The sequence below is a fragment of the Shewanella sp. SG44-6 genome (genome assembly GCF_014164185.1).
Lineage (GTDB): Bacteria > Pseudomonadota > Gammaproteobacteria > Enterobacterales > Shewanellaceae > Shewanella > Shewanella vesiculosa.
Genome location: NZ_JACJER010000184.1, coordinates 1 through 6907 on the forward strand (window position 1 = coordinate 1; position 6907 = coordinate 6907).

Below are 6907 nucleotides of genomic sequence, written 5' to 3' on the forward strand. Positions count from 1 at the left end.
GATATCACATCCAAATAGCCCAATTGAGTCTTTTCTATTAATAATGGAAAGTGTAACGATTCAATCGGTAATTCATCTGGCCAGCCCCCTTCAGCTTTAATGATGTCTTTGGAGCCGTCATCATGTTCAATAACTAAGCGTAAATAGGATAAACTTTCATAATATTTCAATTGATTGATTGCTGATTGTAAGGCTTTATAGTCGAGTTTATTGGCATGTAACATGACAAGGTTGTCGTATAGAAACTTTAACTCGTTATTTGTGCGGGTCAATGCCAAGGTTTTTTCGTTGACTTGGTTTTCTAAATCTTCATATAAGCTGGCTAATTCAGCGGCAGTTTTTTGCAATGCATTACCTAAGGCGGTGAGTTCAATATAGTCCGTTTTAGGCATTTTAACTTTGAAGTTTCCTTTAGAGATTGTTGTGGAACTTTCTATCAATAATTGCAATGGCTTAACGACGCGCTTACGGGTAAATGCCACCGCAAAAAAAGCAATAATCAGTAAAATAGATAAACCAATAATTTGCCCAATAACCAGTAACTTTAATTTAAAGGCGGCGAACTGTTCCATATTCAGCACTAAGGTATCAATGGTGTTAACAAAGTCGGTTAACGAAGCGGAGTATAGGCGGATGTTTCCTTCCTCAATATAGACTTTCATTACTTGCCACTTATGAATAACCAATACGTATTGGTCACGCATTTCTTTTGGGCTATACCATGCAAGGGAGCGTTTAAGCGCTTCAGAATTGAGTGTTGTTTCGAAATCAGCAATTTTTTCATCGATATTATGGCTGCCAATATTGGCGTCAAGCAATAGTCGGTAGCTTTGCATTCGTAGCGAGCCTGAGGCGTTTATTCCTCTGGCGTCTCCCAAGCTAAAAGTTAAACTGACGATGGAAAACACCGCTAAGCTTGATGACAATAAAATCACCACGAGCATTAAACTTAAAATGGTGGAGGTAAGGCTGCCACGAGTAAACATAAAGTCCTGCTGTCGATAACGGTAAGGGATTAAAAATAAGCAAAAGCCCAGTTTTATACCAGGTTCAATAGTGTGTTCTACATTAGGTGTCGCTTGAAAACATTAACAAGTTTGCAAAAGTGTGAAACACATCCTGTCTACATATTGATCTGGCGCAAACTTTAGTCTCTATACCCCATAAGAGGTATATTTAAAGCCGTTTTAAATAGCTAACTTTGTCTCTAGAGATGTCGTGATTATTAAATTAAATATAATGTAACACGGAGATGAAGGGTGATGAAGATGAACGCAAAATCAATTGCACTGAGTGCAGTGATTGCAGCCAGTTTTTTAGCCGCTGGCGCAATGGCTAGTGAGAAAACCGAACCTCGTAATGAAGTTTATAAGGATAAATTCTCAAAACAGTACGACAGTTGGCATGCTACTGATGAAAGCAAAGAAGTTGTCGATATGTTAGAAAAAGTACCTAGCCTAGTCGTGTTGTGGGCGGGTTACGGTTTTGCTAAAGATTACAATGCACCTCGTGGTCATATGTATGCAGTAACTGACGTAACGAATACATTGCGTACTGGTGCGCCCAAAAATGCTGAAGACGGTCCAATGCCAATGGCCTGCTGGAGCTGTAAAAGCCCTGACGTACCACGGGTGATTGAAGAGCAAGGTGAAGATGGCTATTTCAGTGGTAAATGGGCTAAAGGTGGCCCAGAAATTGTCAATGTGCTCGGTTGTGCTGACTGTCATGAAAAAGGATCTTCAAAGTTACGCATGTCACGTCCGTTTGCAGCACGTGCTATGGCAACATTAAATACGCCATTTGATAAAGCTTCTCGTAAAGACAAGCAATCAATGGTGTGTGCTCAATGTCACGTTGAGTACTATTTCGAGAAAACAGCAGAACGTCCTGGTTTTGTTAAATTCCCTTGGGATATGGGTACCACAGTTGAGCAAATGGAAGTGTATTACGACAACATGGAGTTCTCTGATTGGACTCATGCCGTGTCTAAAACGCCAATGTTAAAAGCGCAACATCCTGGTTATGAAACTTGGAAAATGGGCGTTCACGGTCAAAATAACGTGAGTTGTGTTGATTGTCATATGCCTAAAGTGACTAATGACAAAGGCCGCAAATTTACAGATCATAAAGTGGGTAACCCATTTGATCGCTTTGAAGAAACATGTGCCACTTGTCACAGTCAAAGCAAAGAGTTTATGGTCAATTTAGTGAATGAGAGCAAACAGAAAGCACAAGACTTAAAGGCACGTGTTGAAACTCAATTAGTTAAAGCTCACTTTGAAGCTAAAGCGGCGTGGGATGCTGGTGCAACTGAAGTTGAAATGAAGCCAATCCTAATGGATATTCGTCATTCACAGTGGCGTTGGGATTATGCGACAGCATCTCATGGTGCATCATCTCATGCTCCTGCTGAAGTATTACGTATTTTAGGTACTTCATTGGATAAAGCTGCTGATGCTCGAGTTAAATTGGCTCAGTTATTAGGTGCTAAAGGAGTTAAACAACCAATTGCATATCCTGATACGTCAACTAAAGCTAAAGCGCAAGCAGCATTAGGCATGGACATGAAAACCATGAATGCTGAAAAAGCTGAATTCAAGAAAACACTTGTTCCTAAGTGGAAAGAAGAAGCTAAAAAGCGTGAGGCGACTTATAAATAACTGGTGTTGAACCTTAACGCTTTATGGTGTTATTAATCCTTAAATCATAAAAATAGCCCTCATTAGAGGGCTATTTTTTTATGTTCGCTCTAAAAACCTCTGGCTTAAGCCGTTGTTACTCGACGTGATAAAAGCCAGCTCAATAATTGCACTAAAATGATGCGTTGATGTTTGAGATGCACTTGAATGGTGCTTTTATGTTAACAAATAAAATGAAAAATAAAATAAAATTCATACAGAACAGTGGTTTGAAAATGTGGCCTAATGATTGAATTAACTATTCAACAAATAAATAACAATTACATTTTTTCACACTTTTGGAGGTCGAGATGAAACTCGTCAGCGCTATCATCAAGCCATTTAAGTTGGATGATGTCCGTGAAGCCATTGCAGGCATGGGCATTGAAGGTATGACTGTTACTGAGGTAAAAGGCTTCGGACGTCAAAAAGGCCACACTGAGCTTTATCGTGGGGCAGAGTATCAAGTGGATTTTTTACCTAAAGTAAAATTAGAAATTGCGACCAAAGATGAAAACTTGGACATGCTTATTGAAGCGATTACCAGTGCTGCCCATACCGGCAAGATTGGTGATGGTAAAATATTTGTTACTGATTTAGAACAAGCGATCCGTATCCGTACGGGTGAACTTGATAACGAAGCATTATAGGAGACTGTTATGGAAGAGTTAACTCAATTAGGCCTAACGGTTACTGAATTACGTTTCGCACTAGATACATTTTATTTCCTTATCTCTGGCGCATTTGTGATGTGGATGGCCGCGGGTTTTGCCATGTTAGAAGCTGGCCTAGTCCGTTCAAAAAATACCACTGAAATTTTAACTAAAAACGTATGTTTATATGCAATCGCCTGTGTCATGTTTTTATTGGTTGGCTATAACATTATGTATGTAGACAATGTCGAAGGTGGCTTTATTCCTTCTTTTGGCACATTAATTGGTTCGCAAGCTGAAGGTGCAGACCATGCATTAGAGTCAGACTTTTTCTTCCAAGTGGTGTTTGTTGCTACTGCAATGTCGATTGTGTCTGGTGCCGTTGCTGAACGGATGAAATTGTGGTCTTTCTTAGTCTTCTCTATCGTAATGACAGCTGTAATTTATCCTGTCGAAGGCTACTGGACGTGGGGCGGTGGATTCCTCTCTGAAGCGGGTTTTGTCGACTTTGCTGGTAGTGGTATTGTTCACATGGCCGGTGCGGCAGCAGCGATATCTGGTGTACTGCTTCTTGGTGCTCGTAAAGGTAAATACGGTGAAAATGGTCAAGTTCATCCAATTCCAGGATCTAACTTACCAATGGCAACCTTAGGTATGTTCATTTTATGGATGGGTTGGTTTGGCTTTAACGGTGGTTCACAACTGTTAGTTTCAGATGCTGAAAATGCCAGTGCAGTCGCTAAAATATTCGTAAATACTAACTCTGCCGCTGCTTTTGGTGCTATCTCAGCATTGATTGTGTGTAAAGTTGTCTGGGGCAAAGCTGACTTAACCATGATATTAAACGGTGCGTTAGCAGGATTAGTGGCGATTACTGCTGACCCGCTATCACCTTCACTGTTAATGGCTGGTGTGATTGGCTTAGTGGCGGGCGCTGTTGTTATCTTCTCGGTTATCGCATTTGACCGAATTAAAATTGATGACCCAGTTGGCGCGATTTCGGTTCACGGTGTTGCTGGTTTCCTTGGGGTGATGTTAGTTCCATTATCAAATGCTGATGCTAGTTTTGGTAGCCAGTTATATGGTGCCGCCGTTATCTTTATTTGGGTCTTTAGCGCATCGTTACTTGTATGGTTTATATTAAAAATGACCATGGGTATTCGAGTAACAGAAGAAGAAGAGTACAACGGTATGGATGCTTCTGACTGTGGTGTTGATGCTTATCCTGAGTTTGTGAGTGTCAAAAGCGCTGGTTAAGTTAATTCTTTAATCTAAGTAAGATAAAAAAACAGAACCTTTAGGTTCTGTTTTTTTATGCATCCAATAAAATTCTTAACGCCGCTGTTGGGGAAAGCGAGTCAATGTGCTAGCGTGATATATCGGTATTTGGATGATAAAAACAGTGATGAGGTAACTATGATGCGAGCAGGGGTAAACTTATTGATCGCGGCGATACTTTTTAGCTTGTTGTTTGGTGTCATGAGCCATGCTGGCACTGTTGTGGTGCGTCAATCATCTACGCCTTTTGATGCTTTTGCTGTTCGCGACCAATTGTTACAACAGCACCAATGGCAAGAGCTGTTACGGCAGCAACAGCAGGTTACTATCTTACAATCGTTACCGATTGGATGCTTGGCGATAGCGTCACCGTTTAATTATTTTAGCTGTGGCCAACAATTTTATCGTCCCTATGACTATCAAGACACACAAGTGTTTATCCAAATTTATCCTCCTTTGAATGAGATCCCTGCTCAATAGCGAATGCCTTGGTATCAAACCTTATCTCAGTAGCTTTGGCTGAATAGGCAACTATTGACTATGCTTTTAGATAGCGTATTTCTATCTGAGGGCTGAATTATGTTCACTCGTCACTCAAAAAAGACAGCGGTTGATGCCTGTTACTATCATGACTATTTATTATTCAAATGGATTAAACTTCTACTCGTTACCTTACTTTTCGGTATGAGTGCTTGTCAGTCAACGCCATCTCCAAATCAAGCATTCAAGATTGCGAACTTATTTCATGATGAGCTATTTACGCCAATAGACACTGTGGAGGTTGATGATATTTATCGTTTACCTGAGCCATTTGTGGCTCAATTTAGGCGACAGTTTCAAGCGGATAATATGCTTCGTAGCCAGAGTATTATCGCCAATGAATGGTTAGCTCAGTATATTGGTGCTCAAGATGGTGGTTTTGAATACCGCGATAATGTTACTCATACCGCAAGTGAAACAGCGCTTAATCGCCAAGGTAATTGTATGTCTCTGGTGGTGTTATCGGCAGCTTTAGCTGATGTGTTAAATGTGCCTGTTGAGTTTTATGATATTGATATTGAACCCGTTTGGGATAGGCGTGGCGGTTTTTATTTAGTCAACGGTCACGTCAATTTGAGCCTGTTACCAGTGAAGGATTCTCATACTGTGTTATTTAGGGGGACTGATATTTTGGTGGATTTCTTACCTGAACGTTCAGTTCGTGCTTACCATAAAAAAACAGTCAATAAGCGTCAATTAACCGCGATGTTTTATAACAATATAGCCGCGGAGGCATTGGTTGATGCTGATTATGATACCGCTTATTCACTGGTTAAAAAAAGTATTTTGTTAGACCCGCAGTATGTAGCGGCAATCAATACGATAGCGGTTATTTATCGTCATAAAGGTTATGAAGCTGAGGCTGAATATGCATATCGGTTAGCGCTACAAGTTGACTCTCAAGATCTAACGACATTGTATAATTTAGCCTTAATTTTAGGGGAGCAAGGACGTCTACAAGAGTGGGCCGAGATACATAAGGTCCTTGAGTTAGCGAGAATTAATAATCCATTTTATTACTATGATATGGCTCAACAAGCGTATTTTGATAAGCAATATCAAGATGCACTGGTGTGGTATAAACGAGCTGTTGAAAAAGCGGATTATCGGCATGAATTTTATTTTGGCTTATCTCGAGCGTATTGGGCAACAGGTGAGGCAGGGCTTGCTGAGAAAAACCTTAAGCGTGCAATGGCCTTGAGCGATACCCTTCATAAACAAGGCTACCAAATGAAGTTGCAAGCAATGATGCAACACTAATTATTGCGAAGGTGTTTTAGTCTGTGGTTGATAATAGTTCTTTTCTGCAAGCTCGAGTATGTCTTGATAACGATTTGATTGTTTGAGTGAAGTAATTGCGCTATCAATTTCCTCAGCCGTTATTTTATCATGACAGGCAATTTTTCGTTGGGCAGGTTCAAACAGTGAGACTTCTGTTACTGCAACACTCGTATCGAGTTTTGATGCGAGTAAATAGCGATAATATTCAAATATCCGCCTTTCTAGAACGATGACTTGTACATAACCATTAAACAGCATCACAACTTGGCTTTTTTGATTGGTAATCTCACTAAAATGAGGATTACCGTTGGCAATATCTTTAAATTTATTACCTAAATATTGTTTTGAATTTTGAAAGCCTAAAACGGACAAGGTATTGAGATCACTTATTTTTTCTATATTAAGATTGTTTTTTGATAAGTAGAATGCGCTATTTTTATATTCAATCAAGCTTTGGGTATAAAATAAACCTGCAAC

Annotated in this window: 6 protein-coding genes and 1 pseudogene; 5 read left to right on the forward strand and 2 right to left on the reverse strand. The window is 39.9% G+C overall.

Translation table 11 applies throughout. The features are described 5' to 3' along the window. On the reverse strand, positions 1–986 hold a 986-nt coding region (locus H5185_RS20490; RefSeq protein ID WP_182743028.1), incomplete at its 3' end, for a type IV pili methyl-accepting chemotaxis transducer N-terminal domain-containing protein. 282 nt (positions 987–1268) lie between these two features. On the opposite strand from H5185_RS20490, the gene nrfA reads away from it, so the two are divergent. From nrfA to H5185_RS20515, 5 genes are all read left to right on the forward strand, one after another. Then, positions 1269–2660: an ammonia-forming nitrite reductase cytochrome c552 subunit gene (nrfA, locus tag H5185_RS20495; RefSeq protein ID WP_182743029.1), complete on the forward strand. Its 1392-nt coding sequence runs from the start codon at positions 1269–1271 to the stop codon at positions 2658–2660. Between the two features lie 329 nt (positions 2661–2989). After that, positions 2990–3328 (forward strand): P-II family nitrogen regulator, encoded by a 339-nt coding sequence (glnK, locus tag H5185_RS20500; RefSeq protein ID WP_011636110.1) that lies wholly within the window; start codon positions 2990–2992, stop codon positions 3326–3328. A gap of 9 nt (positions 3329–3337) precedes the next feature. After that, positions 3338–4588 (forward strand): ammonium transporter, encoded by a 1251-nt coding sequence (locus tag H5185_RS20505; RefSeq protein ID WP_124018058.1) that lies wholly within the window; start codon positions 3338–3340, stop codon positions 4586–4588. 57 nt (positions 4589–4645) lie between these two features. After that, entirely contained in the window at positions 4646–5089 is a 444-nt protein-coding gene (locus H5185_RS23305) for a hypothetical protein (RefSeq protein WP_310736170.1), read from the forward strand. A gap of 99 nt (positions 5090–5188) precedes the next feature. Next, entirely contained in the window at positions 5189–6409 is a 1221-nt protein-coding gene (locus tag H5185_RS20515) for a tetratricopeptide repeat protein (RefSeq protein WP_182743030.1), read from the forward strand. Here H5185_RS20515 and H5185_RS20520 read toward each other — a convergent pair. Continuing rightward, positions 6410–6907, reverse strand: a pseudogene (locus tag H5185_RS20520) (amino acid ABC transporter); the annotation flags it as partial.